Here is a 16,513-nt window from a genome sequence, read left to right on the forward strand (position 1 = left end):
GGCAACCGATGGCATTGGCCGGCTATGGGTGCGGCCGGTCAATCGCGATCTCTCCATTGATCGGCTGGTGCTGGCGGTGATGGCGGATTTCCTGCCTTCGGGCGTCGGCAACGCGATGGGAGCGAACGCCGGCGGCAACAGCCTGGATAACACCATCCGCTACATGAATTTCGTGCCCACCGAATGGGTGCTGGCCGATATCCGCATCCACGCCGTCCACGCCGGCTTTGCCCATGGCCGCGTGCACCTGTTTGCCCAGGATGGCACCTTGCTGGCCACGGCGAGCCAAAGCCTGATTGTGCGAATTCACAGTTGAGGCTGCCGTGGCACGGGCCTAGCCTGAAGCCATGACACCGCACCTCATCGCCCTTCTTCTCGCCTCTGCCGCCGCGCAGGCCCCGCCAACCGCCAGCCCACAGGCGCAAGCCGACAATGCGGCGCTGGCCGCAACGCTCAATTGGGCCGACGAACAGGATTTCGATTTCGCCAGCCGCGGCTTTCTCGGCTCCATCCCCGACGGCAAGATCCGCAATGCCAAGGGCGACGTGCTGCGCGATCTGGCCGATGAAGCCCAGTTTACCGGCACGGCTCCAGCCACAGTAAACCCCAGCCTGTGGCGCAATGCGACGCTGGTGGCGAAACACGGCCTGTTCCAACTGGGCAAGCGGCCGGTGGTCGCGGTCATCTACACCCACAGCCATGTCGATCATTTCGGCGGCGTGCTGGGCGTGGTGAATCCCGCCGATGTGGCGGCCGGCAAGGTGCAGATCATCGCGCCCGAAGGCTTCCTTGAACACGCCGTGTCTGAAAATGTCATCGCCGGCCCCGCCATGCTGCGCCGTGCTGTCTATATGTTTGGCACCAGCCTGCCGCACAATGCCACCGGCCATGTCTCCTCCGGCCTGTCGTCGTTCAACACGCCCGGCACCTACGGCCTGATCCCGCCGACAGACAGCATCACGCCGGCCAGCAGCAACCGCATCGTCGATGGGGTGGAAATCCAGTTCCAGCTGACGCCGAACACCGAAGCGCCCGCGGAAATGAACCTCTATCTGCCGGCATGGAAAGCGCTGTGCCTGGCGGAAAATGCCAATGCATCGATGCACAATCTGCTCACGCCGCGCGGCGCGCTGGTGCGCGATGCCAAGGGCTGGGCCGATTATCTGGTAGAGGCGCGGCGGCGCTGGGGCGGCGAGGCGGACGTGCTGTTTACCAGCCATTTCTGGCCGCGCTGGGGCAAGGACCATATCGGCGACTATCTGCTGCGCCACGCCCAGGCCTATGCCTTCGTCCACAATGAAAGCGTGCGGCTGATGAATACCGGCCTGAACGCGGTGGAGATCGGCGAGGCGATCAAATTGCCCGAGCCGCTGGCCAAGGCGTGGTTCAACCGGCCCAATTACGGCAGCCTGAAATTCAACGCCCGTGCCGTCTATCAGCGCTATCTGGGCGCGTTCGACGGTGATCCGGCCACGCTCGATCCGCTGCCGCGTGCCGACCTTGCGCCGCGCATGGTCAAGCAAATGGGCGGCCCGAAAAAGGTGCTGGCCGCTGGCAAGGCCGCTGCCGCCAAGGGCGATGACCGCTGGGCCGCCACGCTGCTCTCCACGCTGGTGCGCGCTGCGCCCGACACGCCGGGCGCCAAGGCGGCGCTGGCCGGCGTCTATCGCCAGCTGGCCTGGCGCGCCGAGGCAGCGCCGTGGCGCAATTTCTATCTGACCGGCGCGCAGGAGCTGGAACAGGGCATCAAGCCCAGCGAACCAGCCAGCGCGGCCGGCATTGCCGCCAATCTGACAGTATCGATGCTGCTCGACAGCATGAGCGTGCGGCTGGTGCCGGACCGTGCCATCGCGCCGATGACCATCGCCTTTGAAATTCCCGATACCAAGGAACGCCACCTCGTCAGCATCGGCAATGGCGTGATGCTGCACGAAAAGGGCGCCACCGATCCGGCGCAGGCGACGCTAGTGGTGCCACGCCGGGCGCTGATCGGGCTGATCGGTGGGGTGGTGAAAGCGCCGGAGCTGATGGCGGCGGGGCAGCTGGCGATCAAGGGCGATCTGGCGGTGCTGCAGCGCTTCATGGGCCTGTTCCAAGCGCCGAAACCGGATTTCCCGCTGGTGGCGCCGTAAACTTTGAACGTCACCCCGGCGAACGCCGGGATGACGCGCAGGGGTTGATCAGCCGCTACTTCCGCAGGGGCGACCACGCCCCCATGTCGACCCGGTCGGTCACGCGATAGGGCTGGCCATTCTCGCCGATGAAGAAATGCTCGGTTTCCTTGCGGTTGAACGGACGCGAGCCCAGCCGGCCAAGGATGGCGATCTGGCCGCCGGTTTCGTCCACCGCGCGATCACGATCCAGTCCCTTCGATACCGACAGTGCCGGGCGGGCGGTCCGGGTGAAGGCGATCAGTTCCGGCATCGGCTTGGGTGAGAAGCCATAGAAATTGGGCTGGCTGTCCGGGCTGGTCAGTTGCAGCACCTTCACGCCGTTCTTCCCGTCCGCAACATAGGCGAACAGCGTCGCGTTGGTGCTGGCCACCACCACATCCTCGGCATCATTCAGCGTGCCGTTTGCCGTGAAGCGCTGGTAGAGTTTCGGCGCCAGCGGCTTCTTGATGTCGACGATCACCAGGCCCTCACCCTTGGCGGCGACATAGGCATAGGTGCGCGCCAGATAGAATTTGCGCGCGTCCGCAATCGGCAGCGTCGCTTCGGGGTGATGCACCGGGCGCGACAGATCAGCGATGTCGAACACTTCCAGGCCTGCCGCTGTCGTCACCCACAGGTACCGGAATTGCACGGCGCTGGCCCGCGCGTCGTTCAGCGGCAGCGCGGCGGCGAGTTTCGGCGCCTTGGGATTATCAAGGTTCACCACCACCACGCCGCGCGGCGTGGTGATATAGGCCATGTAACCGGCCAGCGTGATGTGGCGCGCGCCGTTCAGCACGCCATCCGGGTTCCACGCAGTCTTGCCGCCTTCCAGCACCGTACGCTTCAGGAAATTGTTGCGCGGTTCGCCATCGGTGAGCGTGTCGACATTGACCAGCACCAGGCCTTCAACTGCATCGGTCACCACCGCATAGCGGTAGATCTCGTGCATCTTCTGCTCCTGGTTGTAGCCGGCCAGCGGATCGGCCAGCGGCTTGCCGGCGGCGCGGGCATCCTGCTCGCCGACAATCTTGTCGTTGCGGGGCACCGACACCGATTGGGTGGTGGCAATCGCCATGCAGGTGGCGTTGGCGGTCTTGACCTGCGCGTCGTGGCCCAGCGCCGAGAAGGGTGATTTCACGATGCGTTCGGAAACGCCCTTGTTCGACAGGTTGGCGATGTCATAGGCGACAAAGCCGCCCTTGCCTTCGGCGACATAGAGATATTCGCCGCGGTTCTGGATGCAGCGCACTTCGCCGCTGGCGCCTTGCGTAATGTTGCGGATTTCCTCGGTCGGGTTGGTTTCGCCGGAGAATTTCTTGTCGAAGATGCGGCCGCGGTTCCAGTTGATCAGCTCGCGCTTGTTCTGTTCGACATGCAGCTTCCAGAAATCCGGATAGGCATAGCGGTGCAGGTAGGAGCCGAACACCGCCTGCGGTTCGCCGAATTCGGTCACGCGCACCGCTTCCACGGCACGGTCGAGCCCGAAGAAGGCGTGCATGCCGACGAAGTTGATGAAGTTGGTGCCCTGCAGCGTCAGCTGCGCCAGCACGGCGTTGTTGTCGTCCTCATCGCTCACATGGCAATCGGTGCAGGTCTTGGTTTCCTGGGTGCGAACGGTGTGGGGGAAGTGCGGCGCAAAGGCCTGGCTGGAGAAGCCCGACGCCGCGATCGGCGTCTGCTGCACATAGATGCGTTCGCGGTTGATGTTGGTCGAGGTCAGGATCAGCGCCGAGCTTGAACGGATCGGCGCGATGATGCCGCCCTTCGTCGTCTGGTGGCGGCCCAGCTGGAAGATTTCATCGCGCGCCACCTGCGGGTTGTAGGTGGCGTAGTTGCGCGTTTCCTGTTCCTCGTACTTGTGGGTCTTGGTCTTCCAGTTGGCTTCGATCGGCAGGTGGCAGCCGCCGCAGCTGGTGGTCCAGCTGGTATGGCAGGCAAAGCACGCCATGTTGTCGTCCTTGTGGGCCAGTTCACCCACGCCGGGGCCGAAGTTCATCTTGCCGCCTGTGCTGGCCAGCGTGCCCATCAGCTTGGCGCGCGCCGCCTTGGCGTTGAAATCCGGGTGGTCGCGGCTCACGCTGTCCTTCACCAATTTCACGCGCCAGACCAGCTTGGGATCACTGGCCGACCGCTGCCACAGCACGCGGCGGCCGGCGCCATCCAGGCCCCATTCGAAACGCAGCCGGCCATCGGGATTGCGGATGATCGAAAGATCGGTGCCCGGCGGCGGCGCCGCGAGGTTGGAGGTTTTCAACGACGGATAGGCCTTGGCCGTGCCATGGCAATCCTTGCAGCCGATTTCCACGCTGTTGGCGACTTCGCCGTGGATGAAGCCATTGCCATGGGCATCCTGGGCGAAATGGCAATCGGCGCACTGCATGCCCACTTCGGTGTGGATATCCATCAGGTGCACCGCCTTGCCTTGCTGGCCGGGGCCGGGCACGGCGGCGGGCGGCGTGAACTGCGGCTGGCCGGCCTTGCGGAATTTTTCCGGGTCGTTCGGATCGACGATATGGGCGGTATCGGTGCCGTATGTGGCCATGTTGCCGCCGGCATCGAGCAGATTGCCTTCACGATCGCGCTTGTAGACGGCGCGGAAATTCCAGCCGTGGCCGTGATAATCGGCGAACTGGGTATCCTTCATCTTGTCGTTGCGGTCGTTCACCGTGCGCAGGAAATCGACATCGCTCCACGAGCCGTGCGCGGCGGCGGCTTCCGGGTTGCGTTCATTGGTTTCACGCACTTCGGCGGCGGTGGGATAGCGCTGGCGCTTGAACAGCCGGTCATAGTCGGCGTCGCTCATGCCCGGCGGCTTGGGATAGGGGTTGTCCTTGCCCGGCCACATCTGCGGCGCGTCGCTTTCATAATCCCACATCGTGTAGCCATAGTAGGTGTTCACGAACATGTTGGGCTGGTGCATGTGGCAATTCATGCACAGGCTGGACGGCATCGCCCGAGTGAAGCTGTGCTTGATCGGGTGGCCGCCTTCGGTCTTGCTGATGGTCGGATCGGCGGTCTGCGTCTGCCCGTCACGCCCGGCGGCGGCATAGACGCTGCTGTGCCGCACTTCGCGATCATTGGCATAAACGATGTGGCAGGAACCACAGCCCGAGGTGCGATAATCGCCGGGCTGATCATTGGTGCCCATGAACCAGGTGAAGGGGTCGTTCAGCCGGGTCTTGTGGATGTTGATCACCGGCACGGCGATGCGCAAACCGGTGCCGGGGCCACGGTTGGACTGGCGGATATCGGGGCGGCCCGGCTCTTCCAGACGCTGGATGGAGCCCAGCGAATTGGGCAGGCCGATTTCCGGGAAGGTGGGATTGATGTTGCGGCCGCCGCGTTCGAACACGCGGAAGATGTCGCCGGGCGGGATCACCTGCCAGGCCGGCAGCGGGGCGAGGAAGGGCAGCGCGCCGCGTGCCTTTTCGGCAGCGCTGAGCGCGCCGACACCGCCAGCACCGGGGCTGAACATCAGGCCGGGCAGACTGTTGTCATGGTGGGCACCGGCGCCCGCATGGCCGGCCTTTTCGCCATGGCCCTCACCATGCTTCACGCCCACCTCACCATGGCCCGACGCATCGCCGTTCCATGCGCCCAGCATCGCGCTGGCCTGACCGGGGCGGTAATAGGATTCGCCCAGCACATAATTCTTGTAGGGCAAGATGCCGTTGTTGTAGGCCGCGCCGCCGAACAGCATGGCGCCGGTGGCCATCAGGCTGCGTTCGGCCCGCTCGATGATTTCAAGGTGGCAGGAACCGCAGGCATCACGCGCGGCGCGATAGTCGGACGGGTTGACGAAGCGGACGAACTCCGGCGATTCGCGGTTGAGCAGCGTGTAGCTGCGCTTGGGGTTGGCCGAAGACGGGAAGTGCCAGGCTTCCGGGAAGGTCGGCAGCACGTGGGCATCGTCGCGCAGCTTGATGTAATTGGCATCGGTCGCGGCACCAATCTTCTCCACCAACGCCATCGGAGCCACGATCTTGGCATCGCCGCCGTGGCAATCGACGCAGCCCAGCACGACCGATTTGGGCGCATGCATCGTCGCTTCGTCGCTGGCGGTGTGGCAGCTGATGCAGCCGGCGGATTTCGCATCGGCGGCTGCCCGAGTCTGCCATTTCGGTGCTGGCCCAGCGTGGACGCGCGTGTAATCGCGCGCCACCGGTTTCTCGCCTTCCGACGCGATGGCCATGCCGACCAGCGGCACCACGAGGAGGAGGAGCAGGCGCTTCAGCATGTCAATAAGCCAGCACAGCGTTGAACAGCACGGAGTAATATGACCCGGTGCGGGGCGCGTTGGTGAAAAGGTCCTTGAAGCCGTCGCCGGGCTTCAGCAGCGCACCCGACAGGCGGAACACGAGATTCTGGTTGAAATGCGGGCGGTACGTGGCCGCGGCCGACAGATCCCAGCCGATATCCTTGGGGATGCTGCCTTCCACGCGCAGCGCCTGCAGCGTGGCGGTGGTGGCAAACCACAGATGGTTGAGATTGCCGCTCACCCGCAGTTCGGGGAGCACGTCGAAATCGGCGCCGGCACCCAGCAACATGGTGCCGGGATTGGTGAAATTGGCCTGGCCCTGTTCCTTGGAGGACCGCAGATCGTTCAGGATGCCGTTGCGGCTGTTGACCGAGATGGCGCGGCCGCCGCCGGCAAAGGGAATGGTCTGGCGGATCCAGTAGCTGGTGTCGGAACCGGCGAACTGCGGGTTTTCGAAGATCGCCGAATAGCCGCTGTCCGTATCGTCATAAGGGTTGGAATCGCCGCTGGCGAACAGGGCGGAGCCGCGCACCCGCACCCAGCCGCGGTCATAGCTGGGCTCGAACGCGGCAAACCAGCTGCTGATCTTGGCGCGCCGGTCGGTGAAGATGTTGTTGCGGTTGGTGCCAGTGGCATAAGTGCCGCTGAAGGTCATGTTCAGTCGGCCAACATGGCCATCGGCGTTGTAGCTGAGATAGACGACATCATAGCTGCGACCGCGCAACGTGCCGAGCAGCGCCGGGCGCACCGGGAACCCGTTGGCATCGACCTGCACATTGCTGCGCTCACGGTTGGCGTTCCACATCACGCTGACCTGGCTGGTCATCCCCGGCACCGGCAGATCCTGCCGGTACAGATTGGCCACGACCACGAAATCATCGCGCGGGCTGCGCAATATGGCGTTCAGGCCGGAGTTCGCATTCTTCTCCAGCCGCCAGAAGGCCGCGAGGTTGTACTGGAAGCGGTTGTTGTCGCGGTTGCCGAACAGGCGGATGCCCAGCTGGTTATCCTGAAACAGGAAACCACGGAAATCGCTGGAGAAGGGCTGGATGCCGATACGGATGGAATCGAAATCGTAGCGATCCGACGTGTTCCTGAGGTGATAATCGAGGAACAATTCCTGCACGCCCACGAAGGCATCGGTCCGCAGGGACCGCTTCGACGGCAGCACCGACAGAACCCGGCGTTCCGGCACGTCGACATGGTTCATGTTGAACGCGATGGCGGCGCGGATTTCATATTCAGGCGGCTTGAAGGCGGTGCTGCCCTTGGTCAGCGCGGCGCCGACGATAAAGGTCTGCGCGAACACTTCGCTATACTGGCGGCCGAAGACATCATTGCTGCCCGGCCGCTCGGTGGTCTGCACGCCCACGGGAATGGGGAAGCTGCGTGGTTCGGCCAGCGTGTCGGAAATCGCCGTCAGCTGCACGAACAGATCGTGCGTTCCGCAGATCGGCCGGTCACCCTTCAGCGTGTTCTGGTTGTACGGGTCTTTCCAGTTGGATTTCACCAGCCCCAGCGTCTCGATCAGGCGCCAGCGATCGGGCACTGGCAGATGATCTGTGGGGAAATCGCCCTGTTTCGGCCAGGCGACAGCACCCTGGTTGGCCTGCACCACCGGGTCCCACGTCTGCGGCCCGCCCATGCCTGGCACACGCCGGCCTTCCAGCGGCGCCGCATTCGGGTCAGCCGGGCCCGCTTCAGGCTCACCGGGGAGTCGCTCCTTGGGCGGCTCCACCTTGGCATAACAGTCAAACCATTTGCCGAACGGCTTGGCGATGACCGGCGAGGCCGTAGCGAGCAGCGGGATGAGAAGCAGCGCCCGCATCTCAGCGCCCCTGACAGACATTGTTTTCTTGTCCGTCGACAAACGGCGCGAACGGGAAGCCGACGAACCGCACCAGCGCCGCCACCCCTGCCGTGATGCGGGCGCGCCTGTGCGTCACTTCAGGCCCCGAACCCGGCCAGCAACCTGCGCCAGAGTCGCCCGGAACGCCGCCGGATCCCAGCGATTGGCATCGCGGGCCTGAGCATAGGCGCGGTCCAGATCAGGCCGCAGCGCCATCGCAGCACCGCGATCAACCTGGCCGGCGGTCACCAACGCCGAAAGCAACGTGTCCGCCGCCATCACCGCCTGCGCGCCGCCCTGATAATCGGTGTAGGCCGCCGCATTGCCGATCAACACGGCATCGATCAGCGCAAAGGTCTGCGCCCGGTCGAAACTGGTGCCGGCAAAGCGCCTGGCCAGCGTTGCCGCCGTTGTCTTCAGCGCTGCCGCGGCCTTCAGGGCTCCGGCCCGGTCGCCGCCCAGCGCGCTGTGGAAGGCGCGGCTCTGGCTGTCAAAGCTGCGCGCCACATCCGGCGCGGCAATGCGCGCGGCGGCGGCCAGCATGATCATCTGTTCGTCATTCCACACCGGCTGGCCGGGCGGAATCGGCCGCCAGCCGTTGGTGCGCGCCACGATCTGTGCTGCCGGATCGTCGCTGAAGGTGCGGTGGCAGCTGCGGCAATCATAGAAATAATAATCCGGCCCGGTGACGCGCGCCGACCCGGCGGGCAGCAGCGACAACGCCCGTTCCACCGCCAGCGCCTGGCCCACGGCCCAGGTCTTCACGCCGCCGGCCACGGTCTTGCGCACGGCATAATCAGCGTCCTCGTCATGGTGGCGCTGCAGCGATGTGAACAGATCAAGCTCGAACGCCACGCGCGGGTGACCGGCGGCCATGATGCGGTGGAACACGAACTGGCCCGGCTTGTCGGAACCGAAATGGCAATCGAGACAGACGCTGGCGCGCACTGCCGGATCGTTCACCGCCCACATGCCCTTGGCCACATTGTCGGCATGGCTCGCCTTCACGCTGGCATGACTGGCCAGCCAGCGATCCGATCCACCGTGACAGGCCTCGCAGCCCACGCCATCTGATTGCTGCCACTTCTGCCCTCGCAGTGGCGCCGGATCACCGTGGCAGCTGATGCATTCCTTGGAAGCCGCAACATTGGCAATGCCCAGCCGCTTGCCGATCGCCTGGGCGCGCGGTTCGTTCAGCACCTTCCAAGCCCGGCTGTGCACACCGGTCAGGCTGGCCGGATCAGACCAGCTCAGCACTTCATTCTGGCGCACGCGCGGGCCGGTGGCTTCCTGGCGGCCATGGCAGGTGGATCCGGCACAACTGGCGACGCCCTGGTGCACCGCGCGATCAAGCGGCGCAGCCGCCAACGGCGATTCGCCTGCGGCCCCAACCAGCACACCCGCTGCAATGGCGACTCGCAACCAGTGGCCGGCTGCCGCCATGCGGTTTGCCAAAGCGCGAATTTTCCCCATTGCTGGCGCAAGCACAGTCTGTTCCCCCCAGTGTGACACAAGGTAGCAAAGTGCTGACAACATGCAAGCATCTGCAGCCGATTTCGCCCAATTAGGCTGCCGTTTCGGCCTGTTCGACCAAAGCCCATTGCAGGGCGTGTCAGGCTGTGATTACTTCGCCCTCTACGATACGCATGAGGGAGTACGGGGTCCACCCCGAATGGTCCGACAGAGACCAACCCCTCGCACCATGCTCTGGGGAGTGACCGATGGACCTGCACGCCAGCCTTGCCGCCGTTTCCGTTCGATCGATGGGTGATGCCCGCAAGGCCGCCGAAGCCATGCGCGACATTGTTCTGGAGTGCACTGGGCTGCATGTCATCGCGGTTGATAACATCGCGTCCAAGGCGCCGATGGAGGATATCGACGGCAATATCCTGGCCGCCGACGTGTTCGGCTGGACCGGCGAGAACGAGCATTGGTGGAAGGATTCAAAGCTCGCCCTGTCGTCCCCACTGCCGCGCGCCTGCCGTTATGAATCCGAAGTGTTCTGGGCCAATGCCACCGGCTTTTTCACCCGCCAGCCCAACCCCTATCTCGACGAGATGAGCCTCGACAATTTCGAGAAACGCGCACTCACCAAGGCTTCGATCGTCGTGCCGGTGCATCTGCCCTTTGGCCAGATTGGCGCCGTATGCTTCGTGTCGCGCGATGCCAGCCGCACCGATCTTTCGGCCGAGTATGAGCAATGGGCCGATATCCTGGCGCTGATGTCGCACCGTTTCCTCGCCGGCTATGTGAAGGCGCACCGCACGCGGCGCTGGCTGCCGACCGATTGCCAGCTCACCAAGCGCGAAGTGGAATGCCTGCGCTGGGCCAGCATCGGCAAGACTGATAAGGAAATCAGCCTGATCCTGTCGCGCAGCCACGCCACCGTGCGCTTCCACATCCAGAACGCCGGCGAAAAGCTGAACGCCGTCAACCGCAGCCAGACCATCTTCAAGGCAGCGCAGCTGGGTTATCTCGGCGCCGCTGCGTAAGCTGCATTCCGTTCATGGCATGTGAAGCCGCCGCCAGCTATGGCGGAGGCATGAAACACGCCCTCGCGCTCCTGCTCTTCGCTGCCACGCCGGCCAGCGCCACCAGTCTGGCCGATATCGCCGTCTCGCTGAAAGGCACCACCAGCCTTGCGGCCGATTTCACCCAGGCCGGGGCCGATGGCCGCGTGTTGGCCGGCAAATTGTGGCTGGCCCGCCCCGGCAAGGTGCGGTTCCAGTATGACAAGGCGAAAATGCTGCTGGTGGGCGATGGCCGCACGCTGTCGTTCATCGATTACGAGGTAAAACAGGTCAGCCAATGGCCCGTCCGCCGCACGCCACTGCAGATATTGCTGGCGGCCGAGCCTGATCTGGCCCCCATTGCCCGCATAACCGCCGATACGCCCGAAGGCGTGGAAGTTGCTGCCCGCGATCCCAAACGGCCGGAATTCGGCACGCTTTCCATCCGCTTCGTGCGCACGGCCGGTGCTCCCGGCGGGCTGGCACTGGCTGGGTGGACGGCGCTCGACGCGCAGGGCGGGCGCAGCGAGGTGCGGTTGGCCAATGTGCGCTATGGCGCCAGCCTGGCCGGCGTGTCGTTCGGCTTCATAGATCCGCGCCGCGACGGGCCCCGGTAAGGCCAAGGCCCGAAGCTGAACACTGGCCACAAATCCTGTTCAGCTTGGGGCAAGGTCGAATCAGTCATAAGGGTTTCATCAGGCGGTTGGTGCTGACGGGTTTGCCCCCTGTTGACCGGACAGCACCGCGTATCAAAACCACCGCCTGTATGCGTGACGAGCGCAGACAAGACCCCTGGCACCACGCCCCCGGTGCCAGGGGTCAACTGTTTTACGGACAGGTGACGAGCGACAAAGCTTCGCCTAAATGCGTCCCATGTCTCTTCGCATCGCCACCTGGAATATCAACAGCGTCCGCGCCCGTGCCGACATCGTCGAGCAGTTCCTGCGCGATCATCAGCCCGATGTGCTGTGCCTGCAGGAAACCAAGGTCGCCAACGACATTTTCCCACACGGCCTGTTCGAGCAGTTGGGCTACACCCACCGCATCCTGAACGGCCAGCGCATGCACCACGGCGTTGCCACCATCAGCCGCGTGCCGCTGGAAGGTGCCTGGCGCTATGACTGGCAGGACAATGGCGAAGCGCGCCACATCGGCGTGCGTTTGCCAAACGGCGTCTTGCTGGAAAATGTCTATGTGCCAGCCGGCGGCGACGTGCCTGACCGCGAAGTGAACCCCAAGTTCGGCCAGAAAATGGACTTCATCGAACGCATGACCCGCTGGTCGGAAGGGCTGAATGAGCCCGCCGTGATCGTCGGCGATTTCAACGTCGCTCCGCTGGACTGCGATGTGTGGAACCACAAGGCCCTGCTCGATGTCGTCAGCCACACACCGATGGAAGTCGACGCGCTCAACCGCTTGCAGCAGAGCCACGACTGGGTGGATCTGGGCCGCCATTTCAACCCGGCGCCGGAGAAGTTCTTCACCTGGTGGAGCTATCGCAACGTCGATTGGCGGCTTTCGGATCGCGGCCGCCGGCTCGATCACATCTGGGCCTCGCCCAGCGTGGCAAAACAAGCCACCGGCTTTGAAGCCATCCGGGACGCGCGCGACTGGGGCAAGCCTTCCGATCACATCCCACAGATCGTGACGCTCGACCTGTGAGCATCGCGGCCCATTATCTGGGCGAAGCCGCCAGCGATGCCCTACGCCGGGGTCGTGCCGTGGGCGTGGGCAGCCTGGCCATCCTCTCCGCCGAACTCGCCGATGCCGACACGCTGGCCGCGCTGGAAACCCGCAGCCGCGCCGGCCTGATCATCACCGCGCGCCGCGCTGCCGTGCTGAACCTCGCCAACCAGATTGCCGCCGCCGCACCCGATCCGGAACCCGTCTGGGTCGACCGGCCGGACTGGCTCGATCTGGCCGGCAGCCGTGCAGTCGCCGATCCGGTGCTCGATCTCGCCACCCCGTTCAAGGGACCGTTCCGCACCCGCGCGCTGGACGGCGATGCGGCCTCCGCCCGCGCCGCGATTGCACTGGTCAAACACGCCGGGCTGATCCCCGCCGTCTATGCCGTGCCACTGGCCGGCGCCGATGTGGCTGTCTCCTGCCCGTCCGAAGCCGCGCTTGCCCTGCCGGCGTTTGTGGCCCGCGTCCGCATTTCCAGCCGCGCCCGCCTGCCGCTGGCCAGCGCGGAAGACACCCAGGTCGTCGCCTTCCGCCCCGACGACGGTGGCCCTGAACATCTGGCGCTGGTGATCGGCAACCCGGACGTGAATCAACCTGTGCTGGCCCGACTGCACTCATCCTGCCTCACCGGCGATGTGCTCGGCAGCCTGAAATGCGATTGTGGCCCGCAACTCCACGCCGCGCTGGCCGCCATCGCGCAGAACCCCGGCGGCGGCATCCTGCTCTATCTGCAACAGGAAGGCCGCGGCATCGGCCTGCTCAACAAGCTGCGCGCCTATGCCCTGCAGGATCAGGGCTGGGACACGGTGGACGCCAACACCCGCCTCGGCTTCGAACCCGACGAGCGCGATTTCAGCCTCGCCGCCGCCATGTTCAAGGCGCTTGGCGTGAGCAACGTGGCGCTGATGACCAACAACCCGCTCAAGGTCGAAGGCCTCGCCGCCCACGGCTTCACCGTCAGCCGCGTCGCCCACGACATGCCGCCCAACCCCCACAACGCCGCCTACCTCGCCACCAAGCGCGACCGGCAGGGGCACATGCTGTGACGATCTTCCGGGCCAACCCTGCCACCGGCACGGTCAGCGCGTTCGGCGAAACCCACGCCGCCAGCTTCGGCAAAGGCGGTTTCTGCCCCGCCGCCGACAAGCGCGAAGGCGATGGCAAGACCCCCCTCGGCCTCTGGCCCATCCGCGCCGCGCTCCTCCGCCCCGATCGACTACCCGCCCCCCACACCGCCCTGCCCTGGCGCTGGCTGCGCCCGTGGGACGGCTGGAGCGACGGCGCCACCGACCCGGGCTACAATCGCCCCGTCACCATCCCCCACCCCCACAGCCACGAAGCCCTCTGGCGCGACGATCGCGCCTACGACCTCATCCTGGTGTTGGCACACAACGATGCGCCGCCCATCCCCGGCCTCGGCAGCGCCATCTTCTGGCACGTCCGCCAACCGGATGGCCGCCCCACCGAAGGCTGCGTGGCGATGGAGCGGGACGTGCTGGCGCGCTGGCTCGACGCGATGGCGCCGGGTGATGCGGTCGCGATATCGGCAGAGTAGAAAGAGGGCCTCCGGCGGGCAGGGCCTGAGGCCCTGCACCCACTTTCGATTCTGGATAGCGCTGCAACGGCAAACGCATTCCGAAAGCCGGAGCACTTTCGACAAGAAGCCTATGCCCAGATGTGGTTTGCGACGCAGCGGTTACCGTTATATGACATAACGATGACAGTGTTGACCGAATCCATCCGTCCACCCTCCAAACTGCTGTGGGCCGCGGAACTGCCGCGTGCCGCCTGGACCGTGATGAACCTGCCGCGCCACAAGAGCCTGCTGCGCGGCGAACAGACCGGTGACGGCCGCCCGGTGATGCTGCTGCCCGGCCTGATGCAAGGGGAGCGGGCGTTTTTCCCGCTGCAACGCTTCCTGCGGAAACGGGGCTACCAGGCGCACAGCTGGGGTTTGGGCCGCAACTTTGGCGCGCGGACGACCGGTGCCCAGGCCGAACAGCTCATCGAACGCCTCGAAGCGATCGCAACCACAGACGGCCCGGTGACCCTGATCGGCGTCAGCCTTGGCGGCATGATCGCGCGGCTGGTCGCGCATCGCCGGCCCGATCTGGTGCGCGAAGTCATCACCATCAGCTCACCCTTCGCCGGCAGCGGAAAAGCCACCAACGTGTGGCGCTTCTTCGAGTGGTTCACCGGCGAACGGCTCGATGATCCGGCGGTGGCCGCCCGCAGCGCCGAAATCGCCGCCCCCCTCCCCGTCCCCAGCACGGCCATCTGGAGCCAATCCGACGGGCTCGTTGCGGGCGAAATCTGCCGCGACAGCCACAGCCGATCGATCGAGATCAACAGCAGCCACCTGGGCGTGCAGATCCGTGCCGACGTTTTCCTGGCGGTCGTGGGCGTCCTGGAAGGCCGCTGAGCAAAGGCGCTGGCATGCCTCCGGCGGGCAGGGCCTGAGGCCCTCCCACTTTTGTTTTGGCCCGTGCCGATACCGGGAGAGTGCGCCGCCGACGCTATTTCGTGCCTGCAGCGCCTCGTTTGCGCTCACCGAGAATGGCGTCACCCCGGCGAAAGCCGGGGCCCATCGACCAAACGAACTCGCAAACACAACGGTCGGGGCGATGGGCCCCGGCTTTCGCCGGGGTGACGATTGAATTTAGGACCAATATGAAACCAACGGGTGCAGGGTCTGCGACGCTGCCCGCCGGAGGCTCTCCTTACCTCAACGCCTCATCATACCAGGCCGCCACGTCGTCGCGCATCTTGGCCAGCTCGGATTCCGCCAGATAGATCATGTGGCCGGACTGATAATAGGTGAACTTGATATTCTTGTTCAGGTCCGCCGGCAGCAGCATGTGGCTGGCGTCGAATTCGGCGCCATAGAAGGGCGTCGCCATGTCGTAATAGCCGTTGAGGAACAGCACTTTCAGTTTCGGATTGGCGCGCATGGTGAAGGCGAGATCAACCGCCGTATTGGGCGTCGTCTGCACGCCGCCGCGCGGCGGGCGGTGGGACCAGTCCCAGCTATACCCCGGCTCGCGGGCGGAGAGTTTGTAGGGCAGCTCGGTTTTCACGCCGAGCGTCTTCACGGCATAATCGTGGAAGGCGGAGATGTAGGCGCCGGTGATGGCGGTGCCGGCCGGATCCTCATCCGGGCTGGCAGCGTTCAGATCGGTGGGCGGCAGCGTGTAACGGGTGTCGAGCCGGCCGATCGAAAGCCCGCGCGGGCGCAGCAGTTCGGTCTGGAAATGCTGCAGGTCCACCCGCAGATTGGCGCGCTTGATGAAATCGATGGGCAGCCCGGTATAGGCGTTCATCTGGCGGGCGACGGCATCCTTTTCGGCATCCGAAATGCTGCTGCCCTTGGCCAGGGCGGCGGCATAGGGCCCGGCAACAAAGCCGCGCACTTCGTTCACGAAGGCGTCGAGATCGGCCGGTTTCTGGCCCGGCAGCGTGCCGTGATACCAGGCGGTCGCGGCATAGCCGGGGAACAGCACCATGTGATTCTGATCATAGCCGGCCTGGCGCACGCCATAGTTCATGATGGTGGACAGCAGGGCGACGCCGTGAAGCGAAAGCCCACGTTCCTCCAGCATCCGCGCCACCACGCCGGAGCGCAGCGTGCCATAGGATTCGCCGAGGATGAACTTGGGTGATTTCCAGCGGTTGTTCTTGCTCACGTAACGCATGATGGCGCGCGCGAAGGCATCGGCATCCTGATCGACGCCGTTGAAATCCTTGCCCGTCTTGTCCCCCAGTGGCCGCGACCAGCCGGCGCCCATGGCATCGATGAAGACGATATCGGTCTTGTCGAGCAGGCTCCACGGGTTCTGGGTCACGCTGTACTGATCGGGGGTGACGTACACCGGCTTGTCGCTCTTCACGCGCACCGGGCCAAAGCTGCCCATGTGCAGCCAGATCGTCGCGGAACCAGGCCCGCCGTTGTAGAAGAAGGTGACCGGGCGGTTGGCCTCACCGGTGGTGTAGGCGGTGTAGAACAGGCTGCCGGTCGGCCGGGCGTTGTCGTCACGGATGGTGAGCGTGCCGGCGG

Annotated in this window: 11 protein-coding genes and 1 pseudogene; 8 read left to right on the forward strand and 4 right to left on the reverse strand. The window is 65.0% G+C overall.

The annotated features are described in order from the left end of the window. Together RT662_RS11630 and RT662_RS11635 are read left to right on the forward strand one after the other, a co-directional pair. Positions 1-316 (forward strand): annotated as a pseudogene (locus tag RT662_RS11630) (acyl-CoA thioesterase domain-containing protein); the annotation flags it as partial. A 31-nt stretch (positions 317-347) separates the two neighbouring features. After that, a complete protein-coding gene (locus RT662_RS11635; protein WP_313670870.1) occupies positions 348-2,132 on the forward strand; it encodes an alkyl sulfatase dimerization domain-containing protein in 1,785 nt (594 codons plus the stop codon). 55 nt (positions 2,133-2,187) lie between these two features. On the opposite strand, the gene RT662_RS11640 is transcribed toward RT662_RS11635, so the two are convergent. From RT662_RS11640 to RT662_RS11650, 3 genes are all read right to left on the reverse strand, one after another. Continuing rightward, positions 2,188-6,393 (reverse strand): hypothetical protein, encoded by a 4,206-nt coding sequence (locus RT662_RS11640; RefSeq protein ID WP_313670871.1) that lies wholly within the window; start codon positions 6,391-6,393, stop codon positions 2,188-2,190. Position 6,394: 1 nt separating this feature from the next. Beyond that, positions 6,395-8,242 carry a hypothetical protein gene (locus tag RT662_RS11645; RefSeq protein ID WP_313670872.1) on the reverse strand — a complete coding sequence of 616 codons (1,848 nt, stop codon included), beginning with the start codon at positions 8,240-8,242 and terminating at the stop codon, positions 6,395-6,397. Between the two features lie 114 nt (positions 8,243-8,356). After that, positions 8,357-9,706, reverse strand: a complete 1,350-nt coding sequence (locus tag RT662_RS11650; protein WP_313670873.1) for a multiheme c-type cytochrome — start codon at positions 9,704-9,706, stop codon at positions 8,357-8,359. A gap of 278 nt (positions 9,707-9,984) precedes the next feature. Between RT662_RS11650 and RT662_RS11655 the strand changes: the two genes are divergently transcribed. From RT662_RS11655 to RT662_RS11680, 6 genes are all read left to right on the forward strand, one after another. Next, positions 9,985-10,755, forward strand: coding sequence for a helix-turn-helix transcriptional regulator (locus tag RT662_RS11655; protein ID WP_313670874.1), 771 nt, complete (start codon positions 9,985-9,987; stop codon positions 10,753-10,755). 50 nt (positions 10,756-10,805) lie between these two features. Then, complete coding sequence (locus RT662_RS11660) at positions 10,806-11,390, forward strand: outer-membrane lipoprotein carrier protein LolA (protein WP_313670875.1); 585 nt, start codon at positions 10,806-10,808, stop codon at positions 11,388-11,390. 256 nt (positions 11,391-11,646) lie between these two features. Further along, positions 11,647-12,435 (forward strand): exodeoxyribonuclease III, encoded by a 789-nt coding sequence (locus RT662_RS11665; protein WP_313670876.1) that lies wholly within the window; start codon positions 11,647-11,649, stop codon positions 12,433-12,435. Then, positions 12,432-13,505: a GTP cyclohydrolase II gene (gene ribA, locus RT662_RS11670; RefSeq protein ID WP_313670877.1), complete on the forward strand. Its 1,074-nt coding sequence runs from the start codon at positions 12,432-12,434 to the stop codon at positions 13,503-13,505. Before RT662_RS11665 ends, ribA begins: the two co-directional genes overlap by 4 nt. Continuing rightward, positions 13,502-14,014, forward strand: coding sequence for a L,D-transpeptidase (locus RT662_RS11675; protein WP_313670878.1), 513 nt, complete (start codon positions 13,502-13,504; stop codon positions 14,012-14,014). Before ribA ends, RT662_RS11675 begins: the two co-directional genes overlap by 4 nt. A 162-nt stretch (positions 14,015-14,176) precedes the next feature. Beyond that, on the forward strand, positions 14,177-14,881 hold the full coding sequence (locus RT662_RS11680; protein ID WP_313670879.1) for an alpha/beta hydrolase: 705 nt from the start codon (positions 14,177-14,179) through the stop codon (positions 14,879-14,881). 298 nt (positions 14,882-15,179) lie between these two features. Here the strand turns inward: RT662_RS11680 and RT662_RS11685 are convergent. Continuing rightward, positions 15,180-16,513: S10 family serine carboxypeptidase-like protein (locus RT662_RS11685; RefSeq protein WP_313670880.1), on the reverse strand; the 1,334-nt coding region annotated here is incomplete at its 5' end.

The organism is Sandarakinorhabdus sp. (assembly GCF_032115815.1).
Lineage (GTDB): Bacteria > Pseudomonadota > Alphaproteobacteria > Sphingomonadales > Sphingomonadaceae > Sandarakinorhabdus.